25 protein-coding genes are annotated in these 26,309 nt (G+C 68.5%); 14 read left to right on the forward strand and 11 right to left on the reverse strand.

The window, feature by feature from the left end; genetic code table 11:
- Positions 1-3: 3 nt before the first annotated feature.
- Complete coding sequence (locus J3476_RS16825; RefSeq protein WP_286183240.1) at positions 4-951, forward strand: alpha/beta hydrolase; 948 nt, start codon at positions 4-6, stop codon at positions 949-951.
- Positions 952-983: 32 nt separating this feature from the next.
- On the opposite strand, the gene J3476_RS16830 is transcribed toward J3476_RS16825, so the two are convergent.
- Both J3476_RS16830 and J3476_RS16835 read right to left on the reverse strand, forming a co-directional pair.
- Positions 984-1,451 (reverse strand): SRPBCC family protein, encoded by a 468-nt coding sequence (locus J3476_RS16830; protein WP_207067540.1) that lies wholly within the window; start codon positions 1,449-1,451, stop codon positions 984-986.
- A 135-nt stretch (positions 1,452-1,586) separates the two neighbouring features.
- Positions 1,587-2,528, reverse strand: a complete 942-nt coding sequence (locus J3476_RS16835; protein ID WP_207067541.1) for an LLM class flavin-dependent oxidoreductase — start codon at positions 2,526-2,528, stop codon at positions 1,587-1,589.
- 138 nt (positions 2,529-2,666) lie between these two features.
- On the opposite strand from J3476_RS16835, the gene J3476_RS16840 reads away from it, so the two are divergent.
- Complete coding sequence (locus tag J3476_RS16840; RefSeq protein WP_207067542.1) at positions 2,667-3,587, forward strand: LLM class F420-dependent oxidoreductase; 921 nt, start codon at positions 2,667-2,669, stop codon at positions 3,585-3,587.
- 15 nt (positions 3,588-3,602) lie between these two features.
- On the opposite strand, the gene J3476_RS16845 is transcribed toward J3476_RS16840, so the two are convergent.
- The 3 genes from J3476_RS16845 to J3476_RS16855 all read right to left on the reverse strand — a co-directional run bounded on the left by J3476_RS16845 (position 3,603) and on the right by J3476_RS16855 (position 7,316).
- Positions 3,603-4,622, reverse strand: coding sequence for an NADP-dependent oxidoreductase (locus J3476_RS16845; RefSeq protein WP_207067543.1), 1,020 nt, complete (start codon positions 4,620-4,622; stop codon positions 3,603-3,605).
- 64 nt (positions 4,623-4,686) lie between these two features.
- Positions 4,687-6,531, reverse strand: a complete 1,845-nt coding sequence (locus J3476_RS16850; protein WP_207067544.1) for an acyl-CoA dehydrogenase — start codon at positions 6,529-6,531, stop codon at positions 4,687-4,689.
- 83 nt (positions 6,532-6,614) lie between these two features.
- Positions 6,615-7,316, reverse strand: coding sequence for a DUF427 domain-containing protein (locus J3476_RS16855; RefSeq protein ID WP_207067545.1), 702 nt, complete (start codon positions 7,314-7,316; stop codon positions 6,615-6,617).
- A 253-nt stretch (positions 7,317-7,569) separates the two neighbouring features.
- Between J3476_RS16855 and J3476_RS16860 the strand changes: the two genes are divergently transcribed.
- Positions 7,570-9,000: a wax ester/triacylglycerol synthase family O-acyltransferase gene (locus J3476_RS16860; protein ID WP_207067572.1), complete on the forward strand. Its 1,431-nt coding sequence runs from the start codon at positions 7,570-7,572 to the stop codon at positions 8,998-9,000.
- A gap of 233 nt (positions 9,001-9,233) precedes the next feature.
- On the forward strand, positions 9,234-9,830 hold the full coding sequence (locus J3476_RS16865; RefSeq protein WP_207067546.1) for a hypothetical protein: 597 nt from the start codon (positions 9,234-9,236) through the stop codon (positions 9,828-9,830).
- 12 nt (positions 9,831-9,842) lie between these two features.
- On the opposite strand, the gene J3476_RS16870 is transcribed toward J3476_RS16865, so the two are convergent.
- Positions 9,843-10,097: a DUF2631 domain-containing protein gene (locus J3476_RS16870; protein ID WP_207067547.1), complete on the reverse strand. Its 255-nt coding sequence runs from the start codon at positions 10,095-10,097 to the stop codon at positions 9,843-9,845.
- Between the two features lie 112 nt (positions 10,098-10,209).
- Between J3476_RS16870 and J3476_RS16875 the strand changes: the two genes are divergently transcribed.
- The gene (locus J3476_RS16875; protein WP_207067548.1) at positions 10,210-11,058 is read left to right on the forward strand and encodes a mycofactocin-coupled SDR family oxidoreductase; all 849 of its coding nucleotides are present in this window, start codon (positions 10,210-10,212) and stop codon (positions 11,056-11,058) included.
- Positions 11,059-11,062: 4 nt separating this feature from the next.
- Here the strand turns inward: J3476_RS16875 and J3476_RS16880 are convergent, their stop codons facing one another.
- On the reverse strand, positions 11,063-12,406 hold the full coding sequence (locus J3476_RS16880) for a deoxyribodipyrimidine photo-lyase (RefSeq protein WP_207067549.1): 1,344 nt from the start codon (positions 12,404-12,406) through the stop codon (positions 11,063-11,065).
- Between the two features lie 192 nt (positions 12,407-12,598).
- On the opposite strand from J3476_RS16880, the gene puuE reads away from it, so the two are divergent.
- The gene (puuE, locus tag J3476_RS16885; RefSeq protein ID WP_207067550.1) at positions 12,599-13,522 is read left to right on the forward strand and encodes an allantoinase PuuE; all 924 of its coding nucleotides are present in this window, start codon (positions 12,599-12,601) and stop codon (positions 13,520-13,522) included.
- Positions 13,523-13,551: 29 nt separating this feature from the next.
- On the opposite strand, the gene J3476_RS16890 is transcribed toward puuE, so the two are convergent.
- Together J3476_RS16890 and J3476_RS16895 are read right to left on the reverse strand one after the other, a co-directional pair.
- The gene (locus tag J3476_RS16890) at positions 13,552-14,133 is read right to left on the reverse strand and encodes a fasciclin domain-containing protein (RefSeq protein WP_207067551.1); all 582 of its coding nucleotides are present in this window, start codon (positions 14,131-14,133) and stop codon (positions 13,552-13,554) included.
- 167 nt (positions 14,134-14,300) lie between these two features.
- Positions 14,301-14,981, reverse strand: a complete 681-nt coding sequence (locus J3476_RS16895; RefSeq protein WP_207067552.1) for a fasciclin domain-containing protein — start codon at positions 14,979-14,981, stop codon at positions 14,301-14,303.
- 188 nt (positions 14,982-15,169) lie between these two features.
- Here J3476_RS16895 and dxr point away from each other — a divergent pair, with 188 nt between their 5' ends.
- From dxr to J3476_RS16930, 7 genes are all read left to right on the forward strand, one after another.
- Positions 15,170-16,369, forward strand: a complete 1,200-nt coding sequence (gene dxr / locus J3476_RS16900) for a 1-deoxy-D-xylulose-5-phosphate reductoisomerase (RefSeq protein WP_207067553.1) — start codon at positions 15,170-15,172, stop codon at positions 16,367-16,369.
- 15 nt (positions 16,370-16,384) lie between these two features.
- A complete protein-coding gene (locus J3476_RS16905; RefSeq protein ID WP_207067554.1) occupies positions 16,385-17,626 on the forward strand; it encodes an RIP metalloprotease in 1,242 nt (413 codons plus the stop codon).
- Between the two features lie 7 nt (positions 17,627-17,633).
- On the forward strand, positions 17,634-18,788 hold the full coding sequence (gene ispG, locus J3476_RS16910; protein ID WP_152516688.1) for a flavodoxin-dependent (E)-4-hydroxy-3-methylbut-2-enyl-diphosphate synthase: 1,155 nt from the start codon (positions 17,634-17,636) through the stop codon (positions 18,786-18,788).
- Positions 18,789-18,848: 60 nt separating this feature from the next.
- Positions 18,849-19,703: a GNAT family N-acetyltransferase gene (locus tag J3476_RS16915; protein ID WP_207067555.1), complete on the forward strand. Its 855-nt coding sequence runs from the start codon at positions 18,849-18,851 to the stop codon at positions 19,701-19,703.
- Positions 19,704-19,855: 152 nt separating this feature from the next.
- Positions 19,856-20,533 (forward strand): GNAT family N-acetyltransferase, encoded by a 678-nt coding sequence (locus J3476_RS16920; RefSeq protein WP_373889078.1) that lies wholly within the window; start codon positions 19,856-19,858, stop codon positions 20,531-20,533.
- Positions 20,534-20,946: 413 nt separating this feature from the next.
- A complete protein-coding gene (locus tag J3476_RS16925; protein ID WP_207067556.1) occupies positions 20,947-22,761 on the forward strand; it encodes a penicillin-binding transpeptidase domain-containing protein in 1,815 nt (604 codons plus the stop codon).
- 21 nt (positions 22,762-22,782) lie between these two features.
- On the forward strand, positions 22,783-23,424 hold the full coding sequence (locus J3476_RS16930) for a DUF1707 domain-containing protein (RefSeq protein ID WP_373889079.1): 642 nt from the start codon (positions 22,783-22,785) through the stop codon (positions 23,422-23,424).
- On the opposite strand, the gene J3476_RS16935 is transcribed toward J3476_RS16930, so the two are convergent.
- Positions 23,417-24,586 (reverse strand): sulfotransferase, encoded by a 1,170-nt coding sequence (locus tag J3476_RS16935; protein ID WP_373889080.1) that lies wholly within the window; start codon positions 24,584-24,586, stop codon positions 23,417-23,419. The genes J3476_RS16930 and J3476_RS16935 overlap by 8 nt on opposite strands.
- Entirely contained in the window at positions 24,583-25,677 is a 1,095-nt protein-coding gene (locus J3476_RS16940) for a DUF1214 domain-containing protein (protein ID WP_286183242.1), read from the reverse strand. The genes J3476_RS16935 and J3476_RS16940 overlap by 4 nt, the downstream gene beginning before the upstream one ends.
- A 19-nt stretch (positions 25,678-25,696) precedes the next feature.
- Between J3476_RS16940 and J3476_RS16945 the strand changes: the two genes are divergently transcribed.
- On the forward strand, positions 25,697-26,299 hold the full coding sequence (locus J3476_RS16945; RefSeq protein WP_207067557.1) for a TetR family transcriptional regulator: 603 nt from the start codon (positions 25,697-25,699) through the stop codon (positions 26,297-26,299).
- Positions 26,300-26,309: the final 10 nt, after the last annotated feature.

Here is a 26,309-nt window from a genome sequence, read left to right on the forward strand (position 1 = left end):
CCGGTGGTGGCCCCGACCGCGCCAGGCGATGACATCGGCAGGCGACTCGACCCTGCGCTCGAGCACCTGGCCGGCACCCGCATCGACCTGTCTCCGGCCGTCCTGGGGGCGGTGCGGGACTCGCTGAACCAGCGACGGGCCGAGGCCGCGCCGACCGTCGACGATGTCGGCGTCGAGATCGAACAGCGCGAAATCCGGCTTTCGGTAGACCAGTCGGTGCATGTCCGGATCTATCGCGGCGCACCGGCGCCGTCGCCGGCGCTGCTGTACTTCCATTCGGGGGCCTTCGTTCTCGGCAACCTCGACACCGATCACCGCCAGTGCGTGGAGTTCGCCAGACGGGGCCGGTGCACCGTGGTCTCGGCCGACTACCGACTCGCTCCTGAGCATCCGTTCCCTGCCGCAGCCGACGACGCCCTGGCGATACTGCGGTGGGCGGTCGGCGCGGCCGCGGAGGTCGGTCTCGATGTGGCTGCTCTGGCTGTCGGCGGCAGCAGCGCCGGCGCGTCTTTGGCCGCGCGGCTGGCGCAGTGCGCCGCGGCCGGCGAGGCCCCGCCGGTGGTGTTCCAGCTGCTGCACCAACCCGTGCTCGACGACCGGCCCTCGCCGTCGAAGGACGAGTTCACCACCACACCGGGTTTCGACGGCGACGCGGTGGGGTGGATGTGGCGGCACTACCTCGCCGATACGCCACCGTCGGCGGACGCCGCCCCTGCACGGGCCGAGGAGCTGGGCGGTCTGGCGCCGGCGTTGATCACCTGTTCAGAGCTCGACCCATTGCGCGACGAAGCCGTCGACTACGCGCTCCGCCTCATGTGGGCCGGTGTGCGCACCGAGCTACACGTGTTCGCCGGCACGTGCCACGGCTTCGATTCGCTGGTGCCCGAGTGGGAGGTCAGCACGCAACTGTTCGAGATCCAGGGGTCGGCACTGCGGCGCGCCCTCTGGTGAACCGGGTGGCTTCCCGGCGGTGACCGGCTGCGTCATGCCAACTCGCGGGCGACCGCGGCATGGTAGGCGTCGATGTTGGCGGGATTGACGGTCCGAAAGAAGCCGTCGGGCAACGGATGATCCCGGTACGCCTCGATCGTCATGGTGCGACGGAACAGGGTGATGTTCTCTCCGGGTCGGCTGAACTCGTACTGCACCGTGATCCGTCCCGGCATGCCGCCGTCGCCGTCACTGTCGTGGCCGAGGTTGCCGACCGAGGTGAACATCCACAGCTTCGGACGGGTGGCCATCGCCAGATGCCAGGTGAAGATGCGGTTTCCGTCCGGACCTGTCTCGGTCCACGTGTCGCCCACCTCCAGCGGAAGCTTCTCGGGCACCCGGCCGACATGCGCGCTGCCGGGGTAGGTCTTCGGCCAATTGGCCGGATTGGTCACGAAGTCGTAGATCTGTTCGGGAGGCTGGGTGAACGCCGTTTCCGACGTCGTCGTCACGATCCCCACTGTGCTCCGTCCTGCGCCGTGGCCCGCGGGGGTGCGAACCGCCCCAAGCTTTACAAAATATCCAGGCGATGTCACGCCTCGGTTGAGGCGGTGAAGGGAGAGGCCCGCCTGTGCCCCCGCGGCGGCCGGACGCCCCTAGGCGTGCGGGAGTTGCGGAATCACCTCGGTGGACAGCAGCTCCAGGGTCTGTTCCGAGCATCGGTCGTGGGTGAACAACACCAGCTGGCCGAAACCCAGCTCGACCAGTTCGCCCAGCCGGTCCACCACGGCGGACGCCGTGCCGACCAGTCCCGCCTCCCGGAGGCCGAAACCCGGATCGCCGAAACGTTTCTCGGCAGTCTCGCGGACGCGGGGGAGCGCGGCTTCATCGGGCGCGAGTGCCATCACGGCCTCCACGGAGAGCACGATGCTGTCGGGGTCTCGGCCGATGTCCTGGCAGATCGCTCGCAGTGCGGCGAGCTTGGCCCCGATGTCGCCCAGCGCGTAGGTCGGCACATTCCACACGTCGGCGTAGCGCGCCACCAACGGCAGGGTGTACTTCTCGCCGACCCCACCGACGACGATCGGGGGATGCGGCTGCTGTGTCGGTCCGGGCTTGATGGGCAGGTCGGTGACGGCGAAGTGTTCGCCACTGAAGTGGATGCGCTCTTCGCTGAACGCCTGGTGCAGGATCTGCAGCGTCTCTCCCAGCTGTGCCGACCGGGCCGCGAACGTGCCCCAGGGCAGGCCGGCCCGGCGGTGTTCGTCTTCGATCGATCCGCTGCCGATGCCCAGCGACAGGCGCCCGCCCGAGATGTGGTCGAGGGTCGTCACCATCTTGGCCAGCATGACCGGGTGGCGAAACTGATTGCACAGCACCATGTGTCCGATTCGGATGCGGTCGGTGCGGGCGAGCAGCGCGGTGGCCAGGGTCCACGCTTCCAGCGAGGGGTAATCGGGCATGCCGGGAGCGAAGAGGTGGTCGTAGAGCCACAGCGAGTCGATGCCGGAGTTCTCGCACCGGCGGACACGGCGTTCCACGTCCTCGTAGGGCAGGCCCATGTGGGGCAGATAGATCCCGATCTCGGGCCTGGCCATCGGTGTCGCCCACCCCCTTCTTCGGTCGTGCCGCTGTACATCGCACTGCGTGCATGGTAACGACATTCTCACGCTTGGAGAAGGAAGTTACCCAGCGAGTACGGAGTGCCCACACATGACCGGCGAGGAGGCCTGGCTGTGAAATTCGCCATCACCCACCCGATGCACAGCCACCCGTACAACCCGGAGTTGGTGACCGGGGCGGGAATCGCCGAGGTCGCCGCGGCCGCCGAGACGGCCGGGTTCGACGGGTTCGGCTTCACCGATCACCCCGCTCCCAGCCAGCGGTGGCTCGAGTCCGGCGGGCACGACGCGCTCGACCCCTTCGTCGCGATGGGTTTCGCGGCCGCACACACCACCACGCTGCGCCTGATCCCCAACATCGTCGTGCTGCCGTACCGCAACCCGTTCCTCGTGGCCAAGGCCGGTGCGACGCTGGACCTGGTGTCCGGCGGTCGATTCACCCTCGCCGTCGGCGTCGGCTACCTCAAGCGGGAGTTCGCGGCCCTGGGGGTCGATTTCGACGACCGGGCCGCGCTGTTCGAGGAATCCCTTCAGGTGATCCGTGACATCTGGACCTCCGACGACGTCACCATCGGCGGCGAGCATTTCACCGCGAAGGGGATCACCGCCCACCCCCGGCCGGTGAGTGTCCCGCACCCGCCGATCTGGATCGGCGGCAACACCGCGGCCGCGCGGACCAGGGTGGTCGCGCACGGACAGGGTTGGTGCCCGTTCCGGGCGCCCGCGATGCTGGCGCAGACCGCGCGCACCGCTGCGCTGGAGTCACTGGCCGACCTCTCCGCCGGCATCGGCGACCTACGACGCCGGCTGGACGAGGCGGGCCGCGACCCGTCGACGGTCGACGTCGCGTTCACCAACCATGCCGGCGGCACCCCCGGTGCCGACGATTTCGACGCCGACGCGTACGTCGAAGGGCTCACCCAGCTCACCGACCTGGGCGTGACGTGGGTCCAGGTCGGTGTGCCCGGAGACAGCCTGGCGCACGCCCTGGAGGCCATCGACCAGTTCGGCGCCGACGTCATCGCGCGCCGGTGAGCGCTGCCCTCCCGCTCACGAACCGGAGAGCCGGACCAGTGTCTTGCCGATGTTCACACCGGTGAACAAGCCGTTGAGCGCGTCGACGCAGGATCCGATGCCCTCGAAGATGTGCTCGCGGTGCACCAGTAGCCCCTGTTCCTCCCACCCGCGCAGCGCAGCGAAGGCCTCGTCGAAACGGCCCCACTCGTCGAGTGCGTTGAACCCCTGCATCAAGGCCGTCTTGGCGAGCAGGTTGACGTAGTTGGCTGGTCCCGGGTGCTCACCGGTCAGATAACTGGAGATCACCCCACACAACACGACTCGGGCCTTGGGGGCCAGGCGCCCGAGCACGGCGTCGAGAATGGGGCCGCCCACGTTGTCGAAGTAGACGTCGACCCCCTTGGGGCAGTGCGTCTTCAGTGCCGAGGGCAGGTCGTCCTCGCGGTAGTCGATGCACGCGTCGAACCCGAAATCCTGCACCACCGCGCGGCACTTGTGCGCACCGCCGGCGATCCCCACCACCCGCGCTCCGGCGATCTTGGCGATCTGACCGGCCACCGAGCCGGTGGCGCCGGCCGCCGCGGAGACCACGACCGTCTCCCCGGCCACGGGGCGTCCGATGCCTGTCATACCGAAGTACGCGGTGGCGCCGGTCGGTCCGTAGATCGACATCACCGCACGCTGGTCGACCTGATCGCCCGGTCCGGGCACGGGCGTCGTGAACAGGTCGTCACGCACGATCGCGTACTCCTGGAAGCCGGTCAGTGTCGTCACGATGTCGCCGACAGCGTATGCGTCACAACGTGTTTCGATGACTTCGCCGATACCGGCAGCGCGGATGACCTCGCCGAGCCCGACCGGCGGCAGGTAGCCGGGCTGGTCATCCAGCCACGTCCGGGCGGCGGCGTCGATCCCGACGTAGGTGGTGCGCACCAATGCCTCACCGTGGGCCGGACGAGGTGCCGCCGTGGTCACCAGCTCGGTGTCCCCGGGCTCGACCAGCCCCCGGGGACGGCGGCGCAACAGGATCTGGCGATTCGTCAGCGTCGACACCAGCCGAACCTACGGCATGGCAGCCGACCGATGAAGTGATTCTGCCCGCGAGTTCACCCCACGATCAGAATGCGGCCTCGGGCAGGTCCATCAGCTCGGTGTCGACCGTGTCGACGATGGTGCGCAGCGCGGTCAGCGGCGGCAGCATGTTCGCGGTGAAGAACGCCGCAGTGGCGATCTTGCCCTCGTAGAACGCTGCGTCGGCGCGGCCGGGGTCGGCCTCGAGCGCGCTGTGTGCGACGCGCGCCTGCTCGAGCAGCCGCCAGCCGATCACCAGGTCGCCGACAGCCAGAAGCAGCCGCACGGAGACCAATCCGACCTTGTAGATCTCACCCGGCTGCTCCGAGGCGCCCAGCAGGTAACCGGTGACGGTGCCGATCATCGCCTGAACATCCTGCAGCGCGGTCGCCAGCAGGGCAGCCTGCGGCTTGAGGCGCCCGTCGCATGCCTGGACCGTGTGGGCGATCTGGGCGGCGACGTGGGCCAGCGCCTCGCCGCGGTCGCGGGCCACCTTGCGGAAGAAGAAGTCCATCGACTGGATCGCGGTGGTGCCCTCGTAGAGCGAATCGATCTTGGCATCGCGGATGTACTGCTCGATCGGGTAGTCCTGCAGGAAACCAGACCCGCCCAGCGTCTGCAGCGATTCGGTCAGCATCTCGTAGGCCCGTTCGGAGCCCACCCCTTTGACGATGGGCAGCAGCAAGTCGTCGACCCGGTGGGCCATGTCCGCATCAGCGCCTGAAACATGCTGCGCCACATCGCTGTTCTGGTGGGCAGCAGCGTACATGTACAACGCTCGCAGTCCCTCGGCATACGACTTCTGGGTCATCAGCGAGCGGCGGACGTCGGGATGTCGGATGATCGGCACCCTGGGCGCGGTCTTGTCGGTCATCTGGGTCAGGTCGGCGCCTTGCACCCGCTCCTTGGCGTACGCCAGCGCGTTGAGGTATCCGGTGGACAGCGTGCCGGCGGCCTTGACCCCGATCGTCATGCGGGCATGCTCGATGACGGTGAACATCTGCGCTATCCCGCGGTGCACGTCGCCGACCAGGTAACCGACCGCGGGCCTGTCGTGTACGCCGAAGCTGAGCTCACACGTCGGCGAAGCCTTGAGGCCCATCTTGTGCTCCAGGCCCGTCGCGTACACCCCGTTGCGCTCACCGATCTCGAGGGTCTGCGGATCGAAGAGGAACTTGGGTACGTAGAACAGGCTCAACCCCTTCGTGCCCGGCCCGGCGCCCTCGGGTCGTGCCAGCACCAGATGGAAGATGTTCTCGGCGGTGTCCCCGACGTCGCCACCCGAGATGAAACGCTTGACGCCCTCGATGTGCCACGTTCCGTCGGGTTGTGCGATGGCCTTGGCGCGTCCCGCCCCGACATCGGAGCCGGCGTCCGGCTCGGTCAGCACCATGGTGGCTGCCCAGCCCCGCTCCAGGCCTTCGGCCGCCCAACGGCGCTGCTGCTCGTTGCCCTCGGCGGCAAGGGCGTGCGCCATCGCGGGGCCGAGGGCGTAGAAGAAGCCGACGGACGGATTGGCGCACAGCAGCATCTCGTTGATGGCCCAGGCCAACGCTGCGGGCGCCGGAAGCCCGCCGATCTCCTCGGCGATGCCGACCCGCCACCAGTCGGACTCCTTGACCGCGGCCACCGTGCGCGCGATCTCGTCGGACACCGAGATCGCGTGGGTGCTGGGGTCGAAGACCGGCGGATGGCGGTCGGCGTCGGCGAACGACGCGGCGATCGGGCCCTGTGCGAGGCGGGCCACCTCGTCGAGCATGGTGCGCGCGGTGTCGGTGTCCAGGTCCCCGTAACCGCCATCGGCCAGGACGTCGCCCAGCGACAACACCTCGAAGAGGTTGAACTCGATGTCCCGCACATTGGCGATGTAGTGGCTCGACGCATGTGTCATAGCCCGGAGTGTGGCGGTCCAGCAAAGACGTACGCAACCGTAACCTGCGCAGACCTACGGTGACGCAACCGTAGGGTGCGAGGTCACCGAGGCATGTGATATCGGTCACGCCCGTGCGGCAGTTCGGCCTGCACGGCGGCGCGATCGGGGTCGAAGCTCACCATCGATGCGATCGGCGAGCTCTCGGGCAGGGGATCCTCGTAGCTCCACGCCACGTCGGGGACGACCACATCACCGACCACCGCGCTCCAATAGGTCGCCCACCCCTTGTAGTTGCAGTATGTCGCGGTGTCCGAGCGCCGGAGGACCTCGGCGCGCACCGCCTCGACGCTGACGTACAGCCGGGGTGCCAGCGATGTCTCGAACACGATCGTGGTGTCTGCGGTGTCGACCACGGTGACCCCCAGGATCTTCACGCGCAGCCGTCGGCGGGTCGGTCGGCAATCGACGCGGTGGTAGGGGTTGGGTGGGTAGTGCACCAACCGGCGGCCCTCCTCGAACCAGGCGTCCACCGCGGTCCACGGCACCGACACGAAGCCGGGTGCCTCGAGGACCGGGGTGGTGGGCAGCTCGCTGACGTCCTCGGCGGCGAACGCATAACTCAGCGGCTGGCCGCGCCGGTGCACCATCAATGCACCCTCGGTGTCGATCAGGGTGCGGTCTCCGAGCACGGCCTGGATCCGGCGGGGGTGTGGCTCGACGTAGACGAGGTTGCCCTCGACGGTGGGGCTGAAGGCGCCCGCCCGGTCCTGGCCCAGGGGTCCGGTTCCCGCGGTGAGACTCACCGGATACGTCCCGGGCCACGGCGTTTCGTCCGATGGGTCATTGCCGGCGCCTCAATGACCGATCCGCGGCGAACATGTCGCCAGTTTACAAAAGCGGTAGCGGATGTCACGACGCCCGCCGGGGCTCTGGGTGCGGAACGCTGTCCAATGCGCGGACACGCGGTGACAGATCGGCGGGAACGACACATCCGGGAAGCGAAACACGGTGCAATGGGTACCCGGAGGCGGCATCGGCACGACGAACGGGGGATGGGTGAAGCGGCTCAACGGTGTGGACGCGATGATGCTCTACGGCGAGACGCCGGAAGTTCACATGCACACCCTCAAGATCGGTGTGCTCGATGTGTCGGCGCTGCCCGGCTACGACTTCGACATGTTCCGCAGGCTGGCGGCACCCCGCCTCCACGCGCTCGCGCCACTGCGCTGCCAACTGGTCGACATCCCCCTGAAGTTCCACCACCCGATGTGGGTGCAGAACGCCGAGATCGATCTGGACTATCACGTCCGCCGCGCTCACGTCCGTGCTCCGGGTGGACGCCGCGAACTCGATGAGCTGATCGGTGACATCGCCGGCACCCCGCTGGACCGTGACCATCCGCTGTGGGTCATGTATGTCGCGGAGGGGCTCGCGGACAACCGCATCGCCGTCATCCACAAGGTGCATCACGTCCTGGCCGACGGGATGGCCTCGGCCAACCAGATGGCGATGGCCATCCAGTCGGAACAGCCCGAGGTCGGCGGTGAGCTCGGCGACGCGCCGCCCGACTCCCGATCGGCGGCCAACCTGCTCCGCGCGGCCGGCCGTGATCACCTGCACCAGTTGGCCCGGTTACCGGGGCTGGTCGGCGAGACGGTCGCGGGCATAGCGCGCGTGCGTAGGCGGGCCCGAGAGCGCGGTGTGCAACCTGACCTGGCACGCAATTTCGCGCCCCCGCAGACCTTCCTCAACCACGTCGTTTCCCCGGGGCGGCGGTTCGCGACCGCGCCGCTCGCGCTCGACGACGTCAAGCAGACGGCCAAACACCTCGGCGTCACCCTCAACGACATCGTGCTGGCCACGGCCGCCGGGGCGCTGCGGGAGCTGCAGCTGCGCTATGACGGGGCAGCGGACTCGCCGCTGATCGCCGGGGTGCCGGTGAGCTACAACCCCTCTCCGGATCGTTTGATGGGCAACGAATTCACCTACATGACACCGTCGTTGCCGGTGCACATCGCCGACCCCCTCGAGCGGGTGCGGCTGACCGCGACCGCGACTGCCATCGCGAAGGAGAACCACCGGCTGCTCGGACCGACGCTGCTGCCGTCATGGTTGACCTACCTGCCGCCCGCCACGACTCCGAGCGTCTTTCGCACCCAGGCGCGTCGGCTGGAATCGGCGATGGTGATGAACCTGACGATCTCCAACGTGCCCGGGCCGCGTGAGCGTGGCTTCATCGAGGGCGCCGTCGTCGACGAGATCTACTCGGTCGGCCCGATCGTGGCCGGGAGCGGGATGAACATCACGGTGTGGAGCTACGTCGATCAGCTCTCGCTGTCGGTCCTGACCGACGACCGCACCCTCGGGGACCCCCATGAAGCGACCGACGCACTGATCAACGCCTTCGCCGAAATCCGCGCGGCGGCCGGACTGTCCGCCGACCTCACGCCGGTGGCGGCCGCCATGCCGGTTGCGCCCGCTCGCTGACGATCTCGCGACCTGACGATCTCGCGACCTGATGATCTCGCGCGCGGACGATCTCGCGGAAACGGCTGGCGGGAGTGCCGTTTCGGTTCCGGAGCGTCGGCACGCCCACGGTCGATGCCCGTAAGTACTTTACAGATCTTGCTCAAAGTGTCACCCTGTCCTGGGTGCCGAACGATGCGCGCCCGACGGTGGCGCGAGGACGACCTCGGCTCTGGCTCTCTGGGAGGCAACCGGTGACCGCACGCACTTTCGACGTCGACGACCTGCGGACAGGCGGGCACAAGGGGCCGGGCGTGCGGAAGACAGGGGAGAAGCTGCTCACCTACGACCTCGCCGTTCTCGCCGGCGACGTCGCGACCGTCGTGACGGCGGCCGGCGGTTGGCTCTGCGATCGGGTGCGAGCCGGCTGGCGTGTCACGGTCCTCACTCCGGGCGCCGTCGACACCACCGCACTGACCATCCTCGGGGTGGACTGGGCGCCCGGAACCAGTCTCAGCGAACTGCCGGGCGGGCACGACCCCACCGCGGTGGCGGTCGACGCCCGATTGCTCGCCGGGTGCGCGTCCACCCGCAGCGCCCTGCTGGAGGTTCTCGACGGTGCCCGCACCGAGGTCACCGTATGGGGCGAATCGCCGTCACTCGAGGCGGGCCGGAAGTTCCACCGGGTACATCACCGCCTCAGCGCCGCCGCTCGAGCGTTCAAATCTCACGCGGTCCAGGCCTGCGGAGGACCGGCGGACCTGTCGGTCGAAGAGTTCCACAGCATCGCGCTCTGGTATGCCCCCGACGGCACCGACCTCGCTCCTGCCGGCCGGCCGGCCGGCACCTGAAACGGGCCGGAACTACCGCGTCTCGCGGTTGCGGCCCACGTACCAGCTGCGCGCCACGACACCGAGCACCAGCGCGGCGAAGCCGACGAGGAACCAGTCCTCGACGCGACCCACGTGGTTGCCGTGCATCATGAGCAGCAGGAAAGCCGCGCCGAGCAGTCCGCCGATCTGGATGACGCGGGGGTTCTCTTTCGACCATCCCCACTCCGCCGACGGCACTTCCTCGACGTCGACGCCGGTGTGACGCTCCACCTCGGTGCTTGCCACGGCTGCTCCTCACGGTCGGCGGCATGTCTGTGAAGGTCATTCTGACACAGCTCTACTACGCCCCGCCGTAGTAGTCCGCCGGCAGACCGCGCGCGCAGTAGGCTCGCCGGTCATGGGTATCCAGCAGGCTCGTGGCCTGCTCGAGGACAGGGTCGTCTTCATCACCGGAGCCGCGCGCGGGCAGGGCCGGGCGCATGCAGTCCGGTTCGCCGAGGAAGGCGCCGACGTCATCGCCGTCGACCTGTGCGCACAGCTCGACAGCGTCGCCTACCCCATGGCCACCCCGGAAGACCTCGAGGAGACGGTGCGGTTGGTCGAGAAGACCGGGCGCCGCATCGTCGCCGAGCAGGGCGACGTCCGCGACCGCGATCGGCTGGCAGCGGTGGTGCAGCGCGGCCTCGCCGAGTTCGGCCGACTCGACTTCGTGCTGGCCAATGCCGGAATCCTGCCCGCGGCCGGCGTGGCCGGCACATCGCTCACCGCATTCACCGACGCGATCGCGGTCATGCTCAACGGCGTCTACTACACCATCGATGCCGCTTTGCCGGCGCTGTTGAGCAACCCCGACGGCGGTGCGGTGGTGATCACCAGCTCAGCGGCGGGCTTCACATCGGTGAGCACGGAGTTCGGCACGATGAGCCACGGCGCGGCGGGTTACACCGCCGCCAAGCATGGCGTCATCGGGGTGATGCGTCACTTCGCCCGCTCGCTGGCGGAGAAGAACATCCGGGTCAACTCCGTGCACCCCGGTGGCGTGGCTACCCCGATGGTCCTCAATGAGGCGATGGCCGAGTGGGTCGGGCGCCATCCGTCTTTCAGCGATGCTCAGCAGCCGCTGCTGCGGTTGCCGATGATGAAACCCGGCGACATCAGCGACGCCATGGTCTATCTGTGCGGGCCGGCCGGTCGCTACCTGACCGGGGTGGCCCTACCGGTGGACGCCGGCCAGACGCTGAAGTAGCAGGCTACTTCTTTACTGCGTCGTACCTCCGCAGGGCCTCCTCGCGTTCCCGCTTGTGGTCCACCATCGGCTCCGGGTAGCCGGCAGGGCGCTCTCCGTCGAGGTCGTGCACGTCACCGTCGAACTCGGCCAGTTCGGACACCCAGCGGCGGATGTAATCCCCGGAGGGGTCGAACTTCTTACCCTGCGTCGTCGGGTTGAACACCCGGAAATAGGGCGCCGCATCGGTGCCGCATCCCGCCGCCCACTGCCAGCCGTGCTGGTTGTTGGCCATGTCGCCGTCCACCAGCTGTTCGAGAAACCACCGCGCCCCCCATTGCCACGGCAGGTGCAGGTCCTTGACCAGAAACGACGCCACGATCATCCGCACGCGGTTGTGCATGAAACCGCTCTGGGCCAACTGCCGCATCCCGGCGTCGACGATCGGAAAACCCGTCCGGCCTTCTTTCCACGTCTCGTAGGCCTTCGTGGCCTCGCGGCCTTCATCGACCTCGATCGCGTCGAAGGCCTCGTTCCAGTTCCACCAGACACTGCGCGGCCACTCGTAGAGCACCGACGCGTAGAAGTCGCGGAACGCGAGCTCTCTGAGATAGGCCTGCGCGCCTTTACCGCTGCCCAGGTCGGCAGCCAGAGTCCTGGGGTGCACCGTGCCGAATTTCAGATGTGCCGACATGCGGCTGCTCGCATCGAGATCCGGGCGGTTGCGGTCGTCGGCGTAACCGTCGAGTCCGTCGTGCAGAAACGTCCGCCATTGCTTGCTGGCCGCGGTCTCGCCCGCCGGCAGCTCCAATTCGACACCCTCGTCAGGGATGTCGGACAGCCCCGGCTTGCCGGTCACCTCGGCCGGGTCGATCCACCGCGCCGACGACGTCGTCGACTGCGCCGGCTTGCGCCAGCCGTGTTTACGCCACGCGTCATAGAACGGTGTGAAGACCTTGTAGGGCGTGCCGTCGTCCTTGGTCACCCGCCCGGGAGACACCAGATACGGCGAGCCGGTGGCGACCAGTTCGACGTCACCCAACGCCTCCTGAACCCGCTCGTCGCGCCGTCGGCCGTAGGGGGAGAAGTCCTCGGACACATGCACCGTCTCGGCGCCGACCTTCTTGGCCAGCGCCGGGATGCGAGTCTTCGGGTCACCCCGCGTCACCAGCAGCCGTCCGTCGAGCCGGTCGTGCAGATCGCGCAGCGCGTCGTAGAGGTACTGCATACGGCGCAGGCCGGCAGACGCCTTCAGCGCGGGATCCAGGACGTAGCACGCGAGCACGTCGTCGGCGCTGTCGGCCGCAGCCAGCAACGCCGGATGATCGGACAGCCGCAGATCGCGGCGAAACCACAACACAGCGGGCATGACACTGATGCTGCCCGCGATGTCCGCCGGAGAAACCAACTACGACGACTCCGTAAGAACTCGAGGAACACCACCTGCGGTCACGCTGCGATTCAGCGACCGTGACACCGCCGTGGTCGGCGCACACCCATGGTCGGATTCCTGGGTGCTCGCCGTCCGACAGACCCGCCCGCGGCCTGCCACAATGCCTGCATGACCGCCGGGCCCGTCGACCGCTATCCCCGCGACATGATCGGGTACGGGCCGCACCCACCGGATCCGCATTGGCCCGGCGGCGCCAGGATCGCGGTGCAGTTCGTGCTCAACTACGAAGAGGGCGCCGAGAACAGCGTCTTGCACGGTGACCCGGCCTCGGAGACGTTTCTTTCTGAAATCATTGCCGCGCAGCCTTTCCCGAACCGCCACATGAGCATGGAGTCACTGTACGAGTACGGCTCGCGGGCCGGGTTGTGGCGTGTGCTGCGCGCATTCGACCGGCGCGGGCTTCCGCTGACCGTCTTCGGGGTGGCCATGGCGCTCGCCCGTAACCCCGAGGCCTTGGCAGCGTTCCGTGCGCGCGGTGACGAGATCGCCTGCCACGGCCTGCGCTGGATCAGCTACCAACTGGTCGAGCCGGATGTGGAACGGGAGCACCTGAGCGAGGCCGTGCGCCTGATGACCGACCTCACCGGCGCTGCCCCGCTGGGCTGGTACACCGGCCGAGACTCGCCGCAGACCCGGCGGCTGGTCGTCGAGCACGGTGGTTTCGTCTACGACTCGGACTCCTATGCCGACGACCTGCCGTACTGGACACACGTCGCGGGTACCGACCACCTGGTGGTCCCGTATGCGCTCGACACCAACGACATGCGCTTCGCGATCGCGGGCGGGTTCCCCAGCGGTGACGAGTTCTTCACTCACCTGCGCGACGCGTTCGACGTGCTCTACGCCGAGGGGCAGGCAGGTTCGCCGAAGATGCTGTCGGTCGGGCTGCATTGCCGGTTGGCCGGCCGACCCGCCCGCACCGCGGCCCTGGAACGGTTCCTCGACCACGTGCAGTCGCACGACGAGGTGTGGGTAGCGCGCCGCATCGACATCGCCCGGCACTGGATCGAGCACTTCCCGCCCAGGAAGTGAGCACCGCTGGGGTTCCGCTGGGTCCCAGATCACATGGGCGGCATCAGGACCGTGTCGATCAGGTAGACGGTCGCGTTCGCGGTCTGCACGCCGCCGCAGATCACCGACGCGTCGTTGACCATGAGCTCATTCGGGTGCCCGGTGACAGTGACGTCGCTGCCCTGCACGGTGGTGTGGGTGCCGACGACCTGATCCGGAGCGGCGCGGCCCGGCACCACGTGATAGGTCAGGACATTGGTCAGCAGGGGAGCGTCGGTGGCGAGCTTGTCGATGGTCGCCTGGTCGATCTTGGCGAACGCCGCGTCCGTCGGCGCGAACACGGTGAACTCACCGCCGTCGAGCGTCTCGACCAGATTCACCTCCGGGTTGAGCTGGCCGGAAACAGCTTTGGTCAGTGTGGTGAGAAGCGGATTGTTCGATGCGGCGACAGTGAGCGGCGCCGGCGCCATGCCCTGCACTGAGCCCGGTCCCTCGGGAACCTGCTCGACATAGGCCGCGCACCCCGGCCCTGTCGGTTGTGCACCGGCGGTCGTCGCCGTCGTCAGGGACATGCCGATCGCGGCAGCAGCTGCCAATCCCGTTGCGGCCAGGTTCTTCCCGTTGATCCTCATGATGTCGATCTCCTTGTTTCCGGGGATGGTCGTACACCTGGTCTTCGGAGCCGGTGGGAATATGGATGGGGTTGACAGGCAACAGATTTGACGCATTTTCCGGCCAAAAGCACGAATCCCCCCGCCCGGTGACACGGGCGGAGGGATCCGAGGGGTTCGTCGGCCGATCAGCTGGCCGGCGGCATCAGCACAGTGTCGATCATGTAGACGACGGCGTTCGAGGTCTTGACGCCACCGCACACCAGGCCGGCGTCGTTGACCATGAGGTCGTCGCCTTCACCGGTCACGTTCAGCGTCGCGCCCTGGACGGTCTCATGCTCGCCGGGCACCTGATCCGGGGCGGCCTGGCCCGGCACCACGTGGTAGGTCAGGATGCTGGTGAGCAGATCGGAATCGGTCTTGAGCGTCTCGATGGTCGCCGGATCGAGCTTGGCGAAGGCGTCGTCGGTCGGCGCGAACACGGTGAACTCGCCACCGTCGAGCGTCTCGACGAGGTTGACATCAGGGTTGAGCTGGCCCGACAGCGCCTGGGTCAGCGTGGTGAGCATCGGGTTGTTGGACGCCGCCACGGTCACCGGGGCGGAGGCCATCCCGGTCACCGAACCCGGGCCGGTGGGCACCTGCTCCGCATAGGCGGCGCAGCCGCTACCGACCAAGTTGGCTGCCGGATCGGCCATCGCGCTGGTGGTCGGGACCATCGATGTGGTCGTCTCCGCCGCAGCCGACGTCGTCGTGGTGGTCGCGTCGGTCGCTTCGGTCGAGCTGTCGCTCGAACAGGCGGCCACCCCGAGCATCGCGGCGGCGGCCACGCCTACGGCGGCAACCGACTTACGGTTCACGGTGATCATCACTTTCTTCCCTTCACGTCGTCATTGACGGACTCTCTGCCCGCACTGTGCTGACACGGGTGATTCATCGCCGGTCGCCGATTGGATGGGTCGTGATCCGAGACGTCAGATTCACGTCACAGACGCGCATCGGCGGTCACGGGTGATCGGGGGAGTGGCCACCGCCGCCGACACGGCACAATGAAGCCGTGACGGTCACCGGTGATTCCCCGAGGGACAGAACCCGGGTGCTGCTGCTGGGCAGCACCGGGTCGATCGGCACCCAGGCGCTCGACGTGATCGCCGCCAACCCGGACCGGTTCGAGGTCGTCGGGCTGGCCGCGGGCGGTGGAAACACCGATCTGCTCGCCAGGCAGCGGGCCGAGACCGGGGTGACGAACATCGCGGTGGCCGATCCGGCCGCCGCGCAGCGCCTCGGAGGTGTGCCGTACAGCGGTCCGCGCGCGGTGACCCGGCTGATCGAGGAGACCGCCGCCGGGCCCGGCGTCGACGTGGTGCTCAACGCGCTCGTGGGGGCGCTCGGTCTGGAACCGACACTCGCGGCGCTGGCCACCGGAGCGCGCCTGGCGCTGGCCAACAAGGAGTCGCTGGTGGCCGGCGGGCCGCTGGTGCTCAAGGCGGCCCGTCCGGGTCAGATCGTGCCCGTCGATTCCGAGCATTCCGCGTTGGCGCAGTGCCTGCGCGGAGGTGCCGCCGACGAGGTCGCCAAGCTGGTCCTGACCGCTTCCGGCGGTCCGTTCCGCGGCTGGAGCGCGGCCCAGCTCCACGGTGTCACACCCCAGCAGGCCGGCAGCCATCCCACCTGGTCGATGGGGCCGATGAACACTCTCAACTCCGCGTCCCTGGTGAACAAGGGCCTCGAGCTGATCGAGACGCACCTTCTGTTCGGGGTCGATTACGACCGCATCGAGGTCGTTGTGCATCCGCAGTCCATCGTGCATTCGATGGTGACGTTCACCGACGGTTCGACGCTGGCGCAGGCCAGCCCGCCCGACATGAAGTTGCCGATCGCGTTGGCGCTGGGCTGGCCGTCACGGGTGGCCGCGGCAGCGCCGGCCTGCGACTTCAGCACCGCAGCGCGCTGGGACTTCGAGCCGCTCGACGACGCCGTTTTTCCCGCCGTGGAGCTGGCCCGGGCGGCCGGCCGAGGTGGCGGCTGCCTGCCTGCGGTCTACAACGCGGCCAACGAAGAGGCCGCGCAGGCCTTTCTCGACGGGCGCATTCCTTTCCCGGCGATCGTGGGCACGGTGGCGCAGGTCGTGCGCGGTGCCGACCAGTGGGCGGCCGAACCAGCTACCGTGGATGAGGTGCTCGACGCGCAGGACTGGGCCCGCGACCGGGCGCGGCGCGTCGTCGAGCACGACCACGCAGGTACTGCAAGGAGATAGGGAACTGGCCGCCTCATGATGTTCGCGATCGGCGTCGTGCTCTTCGCACTCGCCATCCTGCTGTCGGTGGCGCTGCACGAATGCGGCCACATGTGGGTGGCCCGCGCCACCGGGATGAAGGTGCGCCGCTACTTCGTCGGTTTCGGCCCCACCCTGTGGTCCACTCGCCGGGCCAACAAGCTCGGCGAAACCGAGTACGGCGTCAAGGCGGTTCCGCTCGGCGGCTTCTGCGACATCGCCGGCATGACGTCGGTCGAGGAACTGGCACCTGACGAGCGCCCCTACGCGATGTACCGGCAGAAGACCTGGAAGCGCGTCGCCGTGCTCGCCGCCGGCCCCGGGATGAACTTCGTCATCGGGTTCGTGTTGATCTATGCCATCGCGATCATCTGGGGGCTGCCGAACCTGAATCAGCCGACCACCGCCATGGTGGGCGAGACCTCCTGCGTGAAGTCCGAGGTCAGCCAGGGTGAGCTGGGGGACTGCCTGGTGTCCAGCCCGGCCGCTGCGGCCGGCATCCGCGCGGGTGACGTCGTGGTCGCGGTCGGTGACACCCCGGTGGCGAACTTCGACGAGTTGGTCGAGGCGGTCCGGCCGCTGAACGGACCCACCGAATTCACCGTGCAGCGCGACCAGGACGGACGCACCGAGGAGTTCACCACCACCGTCGACGTCACCCCGAGCCAGCGTTACGTGGCTGCAGACGCGGCCGATGCCGCACCGGTACCCACCGACGTCGGCACCATCGGGGTGACCGCAGCGATCTTCGGGCCCACCCAGTACAACCCGCTGGCCGCGGTGCCCGCCACCTTCGCCTTCACCGGCGATCTCGCCGTCGAACTGGGCAAGGCGCTGGCCAAGATCCCCACCAAGGTCGGCGCGCTCGTCGATTCCATCGGCGGTGGCGAGCGCGATCCCGAAACCCCGATCAGCGTCGTCGGTGCCAGCATCATCGGCGGCGACACCGTCGACCAGGGGCTGTGGGTGGCGTTCTGGTTCTTCCTGGCGCAGCTGAATTTCGTGCTGGGCGCGGTGAACCTGATCCCGCTGCTGCCGTTCGACGGCGGCCACATCGCGATCGCGGTGTTCGAGAAGCTGCGCAACCTGTTCCGGTCCGCGCGTGGCATGGTGGCCGCCGCCCCGGTGAACTACCTGAAGTTGATGCCGGCCACCTACGTCGTCCTGGTCGTGGTGGCCGGATACATGTTGTTGACGGTCACCGCCGACTTCGTCAACCCGATCAGACCCTTCCAGTAGGAGAACGATGACCTCCATAGGTCTGGGCATGCCGGCACCGCCGGCCCCTGTTTTGGCCCCCCGCCGCACCACCCGTCAGCTGATGGTCCGCGATGTCGGGGTCGGCAGCGAGCACCCCATCTCGGTGCAGTCGATGTGCACCACCAAGACCCACGACATCAACTCCACGCTGCAGCAGATCGCCGAGCTGACCGCGTCGGGTTGCGACATCGTCCGCGTGGCGTGCCCGCGCCAGGAGGACGCCGACGCGCTTCCGACGATTGCCAAGAAGTCGCAGATCCCCGTGATCGCCGACATCCATTTCCAGCCGAAATACATCTTCGCCGCCATCGACGCCGGTTGCGCCGCGGTGCGGGTCAACCCGGGCAACATCAAGGAATTCGACGGCCGGGTGAAGGAAGTCGCGAAGGCTGCGGCGTCCGCCGGTATCCCGATCCGCATCGGCGTCAACGCCGGATCGTTGGACAAGCGCTTCATGGAGAAGTACGGCAAGGCCACCCCCGAGGCGCTCGTCGAGTCGGCGCTCTGGGAGGCGTCACTGTTCGAGGAGCACGGTTTCGGCGACATCAAGATCAGCGTCAAGCACAACGACCCCGTCGTCATGGTCGCGGCCTACGAGCAGCTCGCCGAGCAGTGCGACTATCCGCTGCACCTCGGCGTGACCGAGGCGGGCCCGGCCTTCCAGGGCACGATCAAGTCGGCGGTCGCGTTCGGCGCTCTGCTGTCGCGGGGCATCGGTGACACCATCCGGGTCTCGTTGTCGGCGCCGCCGGCCGAAGAGGTCAAGGTGGGCATCCAGATCCTGGAATCGCTCAACCTGCGGCCCCGGTCCCTGGAGATCGTCTCCTGCCCGTCGTGCGGGCGGGCCCAGGTCGACGTCTACACCTTGGCCAACGAGGTGACCGCCGGCCTGGAGGGCATGGAGGTGCCGTTGCGGGTGGCGGTGATGGGGTGCGTCGTCAACGGTCCGGGCGAGGCTCGGGAAGCTGACCTCGGTGTGGCCTCGGGCAACGGCAAGGGTCAGATCTTCGTCAAGGGTGAGGTCATCAAGACCGTTCCGGAGGCGCAGATCGTGGAGACGTTGATCGAAGAGGCGCTGCGAATCGCGGAAGAACGCGGTTTGGAGGATGCCAGCGGTTCACCGGTTGTGACCGTAAGCTAGACCACAGGCCCCCCGGGCGTGCGGGTCGGCTGCTCAGGATTTGTCGCAGAAAGAGTCCAGATGTCGGCTCCTCCGCTTTTCCGTCTCGTCGACGAGCGAAGGGTGTCGGTGGCGCGCGACATCACCGCCGTGCGCGACGTTCTCGACTCCGACCCCGTAGCCGCGTGCATGGTCGCCTCCCGCGTAGCCGAGCACGGCATCGAGCCGTCGGCCATCGGCGGAGAGCTCTGGACGCGGCGCCGGGTCAACGAGTCGCTGTGTTACGCCGGCGCCAATCTGATTCCGCTGCGGGGCGCGCTGGGTGATCTCAACGCGTTCGCCGACAAGGCCATGAGCAGTCCGCGCCGGTGCTCGTCGCTGGTCGGGCGCGCGGAGCTCGTGCTGCCGATGTGGCAGCGACTCGAACAGGTGTGGGGCCCCGCGCGCGACGTGCGCTCCCATCAACCCTTGATGGCGCTGAACACCGCGCCCGTCTGCGCGATCGACCCCGCGGTGCGCCCGGTGCGCATGGAGGAACTCGACGCCTACCTCGTCGCCGCGGTCGACATGTTCATCGGTGAGGTCGGTATCGATCCCCGCCTGGGCGACGGTGGCCGCGGTTACCGCCGCCGCGTCGCGTCGCTGATCGCCTCGGGGCGGGCCTGGGCACGCTTCGAGCGTGGGCAGGTGGTGTTCAAGGCCGAGGTCGGTTCACAGTCACCGGCGGTGGGCCAGATCCAGGGTGTCTGGGTGCACCCGGACCGGCGGGGCCGCGGCCTGGGTACCGCGGGGACCGCCGCGCTGGCTGCGGCCGTGGTCGCCGGTGGCCGCATCGCCAGCCTGTACGTCAACAGCTTCAACACCGTGGCGCGGGCGACTTACGCACGCATCGGATTCGTCGAGGTCGGCTCGTTCGCGACAGTGCTGCTGGACTGACGCTGACTGGGTTGACGTTGCTGGAACGACGTCGCTGAATTGACTTGCTGGTTCAAGCTCGGCCGGAACGCCGCGCGCGTGCCGACTGTGTCGATGGATTGATCGTGCCGGATCGACCTTGGCGCACTGCGTGACACGTACGCTTGCTGTCCATGACCGAGGACATGGACGGGCACGAGGCCGGCGCTGAACGCAGAGCCATCGCCGATGCCCTCGTACGCGCGCTGGACCGTCGCCACGAGGTCCTCGACGCCGTGGTCGCCTCGGAGGACTACGACGCCGCGATCGACGCCATCGCCGATCTGCTCGACACCTCTGCTCCAGCGGCCGAAGCTGTGCTGAGGTTGTCCTTCGATCGGCTCACCAAGGTCGCGCGCAACCGAATCGCCGCTGAATTGCAGGACCTGAGCAGTCAGTCGGCGATTTTCACCCCGCCTGAGCCTCCCGGAGGGCGGGCCCGGCGGCTGATGTTGCGGCCGTTCACCGCGGAGGAGGACCGCGACATCTTCGCGGCCCGCACCGAGGACATCCGCCTGGCTGGCGATGGTACCCAAGTCCCGGCCGGCGACCTCGGCGACGAAATCCGGGGCGCAATGGCGCGTTTCGCCGCCGAGGAGGCCGCCTGGCTGGTGGCCGAGGTTGGTTCGACCAAAGTCGGCATGGTGTTCGGTGAACTCGCCGACGGAGAGGTCGACGTCCGGATCTGGATTCACCCGGCGCATCGCAAGCAGGGCTACGGCACCGCCGCGCTGCGCGCGTCCCGGTCGGAGATGGCGGCGTACTTTCCGGCTGCGCCGCTGGTGGTGCGGGCAGCGGCCGCCGGCGCATAGCCCCGTCGCGCGGGCGGGAGCGCGGGCATGGCCGCCGGTTCGTAGCCGCGGGCCGGGCGCTGGCAGTGGCCGCCGGTCCGTAGCCGCGGGCGGGGCGCGAGCGTACGGTTTCTGACAGAAATCGCCCGATATTCATCAGAAACCGTACTTTCGCGGCCAGGGGCTACGGCCGCGGGCGAGGGGACAGCCCGCTCGCGTGGTGAGGGGATAGCCCGCTCGCGCGGGCGAGTGAGAGCCAGCCGCGGGCGAGGGGATAGCCCGCTCGCGCGGGCGAGTGAGAGCCGTCGCGGGCTCGCATGTCGGGCCACAGTCGCGGGCGCATAACTCCGTCGCGGGTGCGCGATCTCCGACCCGAGGTGCCTCTCGGCGTGCCTGCGCCGAAACCGGATCGTTATTTCTTAACATTCGTCTCAATGGTCACACTGATCTCATCCGTAACACGCGCCGTCGCCGTGGTGTCCGCTGTCGCGACCGTGGCCGCGCTCAGTGCATGCACCCCGCGTCCCGACGGGCCCGAGCCGGTCGCCGAACGGTTCTTCGTCGCCCTGGCCGAGGGGGACACCTCCGAGGCCAGCGCGTTCGCCGATCGCCCCGAACTCGCGCGCGCCGCGCTCAACGAGGCGTGGGCGGGTCTGCAGGCGACCGGCTTGGACGCCCAGATCCTGAGCTCCAAGTACGCCGAGGACACCGGGAGCATCGCCTACCGCTACACCTGGCACCTGCCCAAGGACCGGACCTGGAGTTACGACGGCCGGCTGAACATGATCCGGGACGACGGACGGTGGCAGGTGCGATGGAGCGCCACCGACATCCACCCGCGGCTGGGCGAGAACCAGACATTCGCTCTGCGCGCCGACGATCCGCCGCGCGCCTCGGTGCACGAGCGCAGCGGCACGAACGTGTTGGTGCCCGGATACCGCTACCACTTCGCGCTGGATGCCCAGCAGGCCGGCAGCGCTCTGATGCCCACCGCCCGCGTCGTCGCCGATGTGCTCCGCCGGTTCGACAACACCCTCGATGCCCAGCGTCTGGCCGAGCAGTCCAGTTCGATCAAGGGGCCGCTGAGCCTGATCACGCTGCGCAAGGCCGACCACGACGAGGTCGTGGGCGCCCTGGCCGCGCTGCCCGGGGTGGTGATCACGCCGCAGCCCGAAATGGTGCCCACCGACCAGGACTTCGCGCCCACCTTGATCAACGAGATCAAGAAGACGGTGACCGATGATCTGGACGGGACGCCGGGCTGGCGGGTCGTCACGGTCAACCAGAACGGCGCCGACGTCGACGTGCTGCACGAGGTGCGCGGTGACCCGGCGCCGTCGGTCAGCATCAGCCTGGACCGGTCGGTGCAGGAGGCGGCGCAGAACGCCGTCGACACCACCGGTAAGCAGGCGATGATCGTCGTGATCCGACCCTCTACCGGCGAAATCCTGGCCGTGGCGCAGAACGAGGCCGCCGACCGGGAGGGTCCGATCGCCACGATGGGCCTCTACCCACCGGGGTCGACGTTCAAGATCGTCACCGCGGGTGCGGCCATCGAACGCGACATGGCGACTCCCAACACGCTGCTGGGATGTCCCGGGCAGATGGACATCGGCCACCGCAGCGTGCCCAACTACGGCGGCTTCGACCTCGGCACCGTGCCGATGTCCCGGGCCTTCGCCAGCTCCTGCAACACCACGTTCGCCGAGCTGGCCAGCCGGATGCCGCCGCGCGGGCTCACCCAGGCCGCCGCGCAGTACGGCATCGGACCCGACTACCGCATCGCCGGACTTCCCACGGTCAGCGGGTCGGTGCCCCCCACGGTGAATCTCACCGAGCGCACCGAGGACGGTTTCGGTCAGGGCAAGGTGGTGGCCAGCCCGTTCGGCATGGCGCTGGCGGCGGCGACGGTAGCGGCCGGGCACACCCCGGTGCCGAAGCTCATCGACGGCCGGGAGACCGAAATCACCGGGGACCGGGCCCAGATTCCGGCCGAGGTCGTGGAAAGTCTGCGACCGATGATGCGGCTGGTGGTGACCAACGGGACCGCCGAAGATCTCCAGGGTGCCGGTGACGTGCGCGGCAAGACCGGCGAAGCGGAGTTCGCGGGCGGCTCGCATTCCTGGTTCACCGGATACCGCGGGGACATGGCGTTCTCGGCGCTGATCGTCGGCGGCGGCAGCTCGGAATACGCGGTGCGCATGCTCAAGGGCATGCTCGACGCCCTCCCGCCCGATTTCCTGGCCTGACGGCGGTACCGTGGGAGGGTCATGACCGACATCAACCACGGCAGAACCCACCGCGTCGCCGACGCGTCGTTGGTGCGCGCGTCGGCGGATGCCGTCGAGATGAGGATCTCCGACGCCGACCGCAACGGCACGCTGCGCCGACTGCACAACGCGGTGGCCCTCGGACTCATCGACATCGACGAGTTCGAGGAACGCTCGGCGATGGTGGCGCGGGCCAGGCTGCGGTCGGAGTTGGACGCCCTGGTCGGCGACCTGCCCGGACCGGGGGCGATCGTCACCTCGGCGGCCGACCGCGTCGAGTTGCGCGGTGTGCTGGGCTCGCTGACTCGCCAGGGCGAATGGATCGTGCCGACTCGGCTGGCGCTGCACCGCCGGATGGGTTCGGTCGACCTCGACCTGACCCGGGCCCGGTTCGCCGGCCCCATCGTGGTAATCGAGTTGGATCTGGTGTTCGGTGGGCTCGAACTGCGACTTCCCGACGGGGCGAGTGCCTCCATCGACGATGTCGAGGTCAACGTCGGCCGCGCCCACGATCACCGTAAAGACGCCCCCGCGGAGGGGAAGCCGCACGTCATCCTCACCGGCAAGGTGGTCTGCGGTTCGGTCGACGTGCGAGGCCCCCGAAAGGGATGGCGGCGCAACCGGTTCGCCCGCACTACCTGAGGGGTTCCTCGGCCACGCCGTAGCGCTCCTGGTATCGGCGCACCCGCTGTCGCACCTCGCCGGCGTCGAGACCGGTGTCTGCCCAGCGGTAGCGCGTACCGCCGTGGTCGCCGGGATGCGCAGCCAGGTGTTCACGCATCCGGGTCTCGGTGGCGCAGTTCAGTTCTCGGCCCATCGCCGTGTACAGCGTCCGGACAGTGGCCAGCGGGTCACGCATGAATTCGGTGAAGTGCACGTCGATGACCTGGCTGTCGGGCACCACGCCGGAATCTCGCATCTCGATGGCCCGGTCCAGCCCGACGACGATCTCTTCGCAGGACTGGGCGGCGCAGTCGGTGATCGAGGATTCGTCGGAGGCCAGCCGCCGTAGATGGTGGGTCAGCGCGCTGATCGAGGAGATGACGTTGAGGGGGTCGCGGTGGGTCTGCACGATCAGAGCGTCCGGATACTCGGCGACGAGCGCCTCGAGTTGCCACAGATGCGCCGGCGATTTCAGCAGCCACTGACCGCCGACGGCGGATTGCAGGTGCTGCAGGAACATCCGGTGGTACCGGTAGGCCGGCCCATGGTCGGCTTCGTTGAGTAGCCACCGGTAGTAGTCGGGCAGGCGGTACTGCACCGAGAAGATCATGCTGGTGAACTGACCGGCGGTCATGCGCACGCATTCCTGGCCGACTCGCGCCCCCATCGGGTGATGCACCAGCAGGCCGGGCACGATCTGCTCGGACATCTCGATGCCGGCCTGGGTCGCGGCGATGCGCGGGTCGGTGTCGTACTCCCTCGGGTCGGGGAGAGGGTGTGGGTTGTCCACCTCCCAGGTCAGCGGCGCCCGTAGTTCGGGGTCGGTGGCCAGCAGATCGAACAGGATGGTGGTGCCGGTGCGGGGCTGGCCCACGATGACGATGGGCCGTTCGACCGGTGCGGTGGTGACCTCGGGGTGGCTCGTGCGCCACGCGATGATCTGGAGGCGGTGGGTCAGCGCGCGTACGAGGTCGGTCGAGGCGATCTCGACCCCGAGCGCGTTGAGTCGGGCCTGGCTGATCAGACCGTCGCACAGCCTGTTCAGCCCCTCGCGCCAGCTGTCCTCCCCGAAGTCGTCACAGCCGGCGGCGTGGCAGGCCTGCTCGATCAGGTCGTCAGGGCGGAAGCGTGCCGCGATCATGATGCGTCTCCACGGTGGCGGATCGACGTGCGCACCGCCGGAGGCGCTGGGTTGTCCAGCCAGCGCAGGATCACGAAACCGCGTTGCCGGCCGCCGGTGTCCAGCCAGTGCCCGTGTCCGAAGTCCCCGGCGCCGATCGCGATCCGGACCACCCCGGACGGATCCGGTGCCACGCCCTTGTTGGTGACAGAGCTGTGCCGGTGGCGCGGCTCGAGGCACTCGTGCCAGACGTTTTCCAGCGTGACGTTCCAGAACCGGGTCTGCGGGGGAGTGAACTCCAGCACCAAGGATTCATCGGGGTCCAACGCGAACGAGCCGATCATGTAGAGGTTGTCGGGCGTCGTGTCGGCGGCACCGAGCTCGGCGGCCTCAGCGGTCACCAGCCGGTTGGGTTGGGCCAGCAGCTCGGGCATCACCGTGCGGTGAAGAGTGGCGAGCTTGACGATGGTCCACCCCATCGCGGTGAACGCCTCGCCCGTGGCCGCATCCGACAGCGGTTGCAGCGCCTCGGCGTCCAGGCAGTCGATCGCCATACTGGCCTCAGATTCCGAGCAGCGGTCGGAGATGTACTCGCGCACCACGACCGCGGAGGCGTCGTCGGGAATCGGAACCCACTGCGCGGCGCCGAGTTCGTCCGGGGCCGGTTGGCCGGCGGACAGCAGCATCTCGAAGGTTCCGTCGACGCAGTGCAGGTCACGGTCACCGAGATAGGCGGCCATCCGGCGCGGCGTCAGACCGGTGCCGGCGAGCACCTGGAAGCCCAGATAGGCGGTGCTGCCGCGGGTTCCGCTGATCCGGTATGCCCGGTCACCGCGGATCGCGGCCAGCAGGTAGCGACCGTCGGGATTGGGTCCGCCGATCATCCGCGTGGGCGTGCACATGTCGAAGAACAGCGGGCGCTGCGGGTCGGCCTCCACGGACAGTTCGGTGCACAGTGCGCTCACCTTGGCCAGCACCCGCAGACCTTCGAGCAGTTCACGTTCGTCGGCTGCATCATCGACCACCGTCGCGGTCAGGTCCGCCAGCATCTGGCGGACGAAGTCCCAGCCGGCGAGCGCCGCAGCGGCCAGATCATTGCTTTCGACGTCCATTGTGAGACATAGTCTCACCATGGACGCTGTCTCGAGTCGTGATTCGCGCGAAAGTCTCACCGTGCGCAAGCAGCGCGCGACCAAGGCGCGGATCGCGGCGGCCGCGGCGCGCGCCGTCGCCGACCACGGGCTCGCCGGGGCGACGGTGGAACAGATCGCCGCAGCCGCCGAGGTCGGGCGAGCCACTTTCTTCCGCTACTTCTCGGCCAAGGAAGACGCAGTTGCCGAGGGCATGACCACCCGGTGGCTCGACGTGATCACCGCCGCCCTGGCCGCCCAGCCGCCCGACCTGGCCGCCGACGCCGCGGTACGCGGTGCGTTCGACGACCTCGGTGACGGATTCGAGGCCATCAGTGACCAGGTGCGCGAGTTGGCCGCGCTGACCCGGTCATCGCCGGTGTTCAGCGCATGGACGCTGCAGATCTACCTGCGCTACGAAGCCGCGATCGCCGAGCTGGTGTCCCCACGGTTCGCCGACCCGAGGCCCGACGACCCACGCCCGCGGTTGCTGGGGGCGTTGGCCATGGCCTCGGTGCGGGTCGCGCTCGACGACTGGCTGGTCCATGGCGGATCGCTGCCGGCGCGGGTGCGCTCGGCGCTCGCGTCGGTCACGGTGGCGTGAGCCGCCAGTT

This window comes from Mycobacterium sp. PO1, assembly GCF_017312405.1.
In the GTDB taxonomy this organism is placed as follows: domain Bacteria; phylum Actinomycetota; class Actinomycetes; order Mycobacteriales; family Mycobacteriaceae; genus Mycobacterium.